General features: G+C 40.4%; 5 protein-coding genes and 1 pseudogene. 3 read left to right on the forward strand and 3 right to left on the reverse strand.

Annotated elements, in window-relative coordinates; genetic code table 11:
* Positions 1 to 344 (forward strand): hypothetical protein (locus HW45_RS29370; RefSeq protein WP_235225524.1); only part of this gene is annotated, 344 nt, incomplete at its 5' end.
* Here the strand turns inward: HW45_RS29370 and HW45_RS22290 are convergent.
* The 3 genes from HW45_RS22290 to HW45_RS22300 all read right to left on the reverse strand — a co-directional run bounded on the left by HW45_RS22290 (position 316) and on the right by HW45_RS22300 (position 2,793).
* Positions 316 to 954, reverse strand: a complete 639-nt coding sequence (locus HW45_RS22290) for a recombinase family protein (RefSeq protein WP_038229861.1) — start codon at positions 952 to 954, stop codon at positions 316 to 318. The two genes, HW45_RS29370 and HW45_RS22290, sit on opposite strands and share 29 nt — an antisense overlap.
* A gap of 133 nt (positions 955 to 1,087) precedes the next feature.
* A complete protein-coding gene (locus tag HW45_RS22295) occupies positions 1,088 to 2,005 on the reverse strand; it encodes a site-specific integrase (protein ID WP_160171229.1) in 918 nt (305 codons plus the stop codon).
* A gap of 122 nt (positions 2,006 to 2,127) precedes the next feature.
* Positions 2,128 to 2,793 (reverse strand): hypothetical protein, encoded by a 666-nt coding sequence (locus tag HW45_RS22300; RefSeq protein WP_038229865.1) that lies wholly within the window; start codon positions 2,791 to 2,793, stop codon positions 2,128 to 2,130.
* 311 nt (positions 2,794 to 3,104) lie between these two features.
* On the opposite strand from HW45_RS22300, the pseudogene HW45_RS29055 reads away from it, so the two are divergent.
* Together HW45_RS29055 and HW45_RS29630 are read left to right on the forward strand one after the other, a co-directional pair.
* Positions 3,105 to 3,445, forward strand: a pseudogene (locus tag HW45_RS29055) (transposase); the annotation flags it as partial.
* A gap of 505 nt (positions 3,446 to 3,950) precedes the next feature.
* Positions 3,951 to 4,133: hypothetical protein (locus tag HW45_RS29630; RefSeq protein ID WP_038229867.1), on the forward strand; the 183-nt coding region annotated here is incomplete at its 3' end.

The following is a 4,133-nucleotide window of genomic DNA, read 5'->3' on the forward strand; positions in this document are numbered from 1 at the left end:
CAAGTGTCGTCTACTCGACAATTCTGAGTTATGAAGCGTCGACTACCAAGGTTCTTCGCCAGCATTTCAGGAGGGGGGCAATGACTACCTTACCACGCGGTATTGGACTTGCTAACACCAGTGTCGATGCAATATCTGTAAATAAACTAGAATGCGAAACAGCCTGTTTCCCAACTCCATCTTTATCCAAATTAAGATCCCGAGACTTTCTGGATATTGTTTGTTTTGCTTACGATAGGTCAAGCATGCTGGCGAGTCTGAGCATCACTCACACTATGTTAGCGACAGTCAGCATGCTTGATTTTGAGATGCGGTCTATGAAGAAGATGCGGAACGGTATTTAAATCGTCTCCAAGTTGAGATTGAAACGCCAGCGAGTTCACATGCTTTAACTTGCGATAGTTGGTTTACCTCAATGTACTTGTCTACTTCTAAACACTTGTCCACTGTTTCTTGAACTTGTTGTTTACCCTTAAAGTTCGCCTTGTTCTGAGCTATGCCTTCAGCTTGTCGCCTATGTCGGTCGATGTAGTCTTTTGAGGCCATTGCTGCCAGAACATCGAGCATCAAGTTATTTATCCCTTTCAGGACGGCGCTCATCACTTCGCTGGTTAATTGGTCTACTGAAGGGGTTAATATTTGATAACTCGTTGGTAAATCAATTGCGACCACTCTCAATCCATTGAATTTCAATTTATCTTTAAGCTTTTCCCAATCTTCAGTTTTCATTCGTGTTAAACGGTCGACTTGCTCCACTAGAAGAACGTCACCTGCGAAAGAGTCTTCAATTAGCCGGTTGAGTTCAGGTCTTTCGTAAATTCGACCACTAGCCTGTTCTACGTAAAATTGTTCGATAACGTGGCCTTGTGATTCTGCAAAGTTGCGCACATATTCTTTAGCTCGCTCAGCATTCTGTTCGCTAGTCGATGCTCTTAAGTAAGCTCTAATTTTCATCACTACCCTTAATGTGTCTTTTAGATACCTTTAAGCACTATGGTTCATTTAGCTACTCTAGCAACCTATATGAACGCGATGGGTTCATGGTGAGCTAGGGTAGACTTATATGAACTAGTTTCCTTGAAGTGGGTTACTCTAGCCACTCGAATGGCTTTACTTGTTCAAGGTAGTGATCAAATTTGATTGTTTCGACAGCCTCCTTGAGTTTCTCAAGTTCAGCTTTGCTACCGTAACGGTCATACGTAATTGTGCCGTTTTCGTGCCCAACCAAAGCAGCGGGCACCGCAGCGAGTTCACCAGACTGTTTAAAATGGTTGATAAAATTGTGTCGGAAGCTAGAAAATCTTTTCTTCTCTGCTGAGAGATTAATTAGCTTAGAGAAGTATCGACTAAACCACTCGCCATGATTTTTATAATAACCGCCTTTTTTGCTATACGTTACTTCAGGAAAGAGTAGATCATCTGAATGAAAACGTTGAAGATACTTTTCGAACCCTAGTGACAATAGTGTTGAATGCACTAGTACTAAACGTTTAGCTCTTCTATTTTTCAACGATTGATCTTCATCTGAGTTTGACAGAGCAAAATGCAAAATTCCATGTTTGCAATGAATGTTCTTTGCTTTTAGTTGCGCTATTTCATTTGGGCGCATACCTGAAAGTAGCGCAATAAGCGGCAGCCAGAACTGACTGTAGTTATAAATTTTCTTTGTTTTGTGTCGCTTTATCGTATGTGATGTAAAAATAGGCTGAGAGAAAATAGTCAGTAGATCCTTTTTCTCAAAGGGGTTTACGTCATCACATTCATAGTAGTTCTCCTTTCTCGTTCCTAATCCACTGAAAGGGCTTTGTGTTTTGACTATGTGTTTATCTATCCACTTGTAGATAGTAGCCGCCTTTTCTAAATAACGGCCAACAGTGCTTTCCGAGATAACTTCTCTTCCCACATTTTCATTGATTTTTATCCACTCGGAAACAGGGTACGGACGGAATACCTCCTCGTCATGCTTTGAACTTCGAATTTTAGGTAGCATTCTTAGCTTTTCCAAAGCTAAATCTCCATCGTCTACCGTCAAACTAGTTACATCAAACTTGCCTATTAGCTCATGAACTAACAAACACATCCTAATTGTCGATAGCGCTTCAATAGAGTTACCATCCTTATCTTTTTTTAAGTCTTATGTCGTTGTTTTTTTATCCTTAAATATTTTTCACAGAGAGCTTTAATATCATTAGTATCAACGTTGTTATTTATTACTTGTATGGTACTGCCCTGAGAAGTGCGCTTAACGGTTTCCGGTTCATGGAAATGCTCGTCTTCTACAATTGGGTTCTGTGTCCTATGGGCCGATTGTGGGAGGGTATTATTAAGCATGGATGCTACGAGAAGATTGATTTTCTCATATTGAGTAGTCTCCATAGCGTGACGTGCTTGTAGTATTAGCTTGTAGTGGTCTTCGAAATAACACAAAATGGTATCGTGTGTAGTATCTTCTAAATTGGGGTAGCTATGCTGAATCCCCTCCATTTGTTTTAAAGCTCGAACTAACGGAGACTCTTGCTCTGGATATAAATCATGGATGAACTGTAGCGTTTTTAAACCGGCTAAGTTTGAAATCCCAATACTTGGTTCAGGGGTACGGCGTTTAGTGCTCTCTTTAAGCATATCATGCATCTCGCTTGACTCACTAAGCTTCCTAAATGCATGAAGAACCTCGCTCGAATCTTGGTTAGTCTGCATCATGATGTGTGTCTGAATGGAAGATAAGTCCGAAATTAAATCTGAAGCTTTTGTCTTTGATTCGCTCTTGTTGTGCTCTAAATTGCCAACGACCATTAATTACCTCTCCAAGTCATTGTTTTGCAGCCCAGTTGGGTACGCAAGTGAAAATCTATAATCTAACCAGCATCGAACAATTCCATGTTCAAGTGCTTAGGTCTGGGAAACTTAAGCCGAAAGATATCGTAGGGAAGTGTGAGGAGGATTAGTGTGCGAGCATTCTGCGAGATAGCTCCAGAGAATATAGAATCACTAGGGTGTTAACTAATGTCCGCATGCATAGACATAGCTTATGCTGCATAAATCTAATGTGTCAAATCAGAACTTTACGAGCAGATCAGGGAGATTCATTCACAGATTTTGATTTCATGCCTAAGCCTCGCTACAAAACGACTAATTGGCACAAGTACAATTACTCCTTGGGGAACCGCGGCTCACTCACGTTTTGGATTGATGAAGAGATAATAGCTGAGTGGAAGCAGCTCAGACAAAATAGCGTGCTCGACCACGATTGTTTAGTGACCTCGCTATCACGCTCGCTCTCATGGTAAAGCGCTTATTTTCCTTACCTTTAAGGGCTCTACGAAGGCTTCGTCGACTCTAATTTTAGATTGGCAGGCGTCCCATTAGTTTGTCCCCATATTCTTGCATCAGCCGCCAAGCTAAGAATGCTAAGGTTGACTTCAAAGCCTCATCACGAGGTACTATCTAACACCTTGCCATGAATGCTGCACTTATTGTCTGAAATCGAGGTTATATTATTGACTTTGCATGGCGCTTGTACATATGTTGATAATAATCCTAAATGCGATATGTTCGATGATGATATGCGAATCATCAGGGGTTCGTCATGAAGCCACTACAATTTTCCTCAATAAGAATGAGTACCAGAATAAAGGGGATACCCCAGTTCTAGCAATTACACCATCACTAATTTCCCCGCACTGTACTGAATTTGACATATATCACAGTAGTCGTTTGAAAAAATAAAAATATATACCGAATGATTCATGATACTAATTGAATTCTTCCTTGTTTAACTATGTTTTCTTTTAAAAATTCATGTTTCCATTCAATAAATATAAATGCCGTGAATGTCACCAAGCTTGAACCAAAATATAATATTTATATAATCCACTCGAGGTATCGAAGGCGTCAATTTTTATAGTTAAATTATTCACAGCGCTTTCACGTAGTATTCAAAAGGAAGTACCATGAACAAAATCGCATTAGGGATGTTATTTGCCTCAAGCACAGTAACGGTCCAAGCCCAAAACACCGATGTCGCGCCAATGATTCGCGGTGAACACGTCATTGAAACACCAGAAAGTGAATACAGGGATTACCTAGTTAAGATTTCCACACCTAATGGTAGCTCCGTCATTCCGCACCATATT

It is taken from the genome of Vibrio sp. ER1A, from assembly GCF_000733315.1.
In the GTDB taxonomy this organism is placed as follows: domain Bacteria; phylum Pseudomonadota; class Gammaproteobacteria; order Enterobacterales; family Vibrionaceae; genus Vibrio; species Vibrio mediterranei.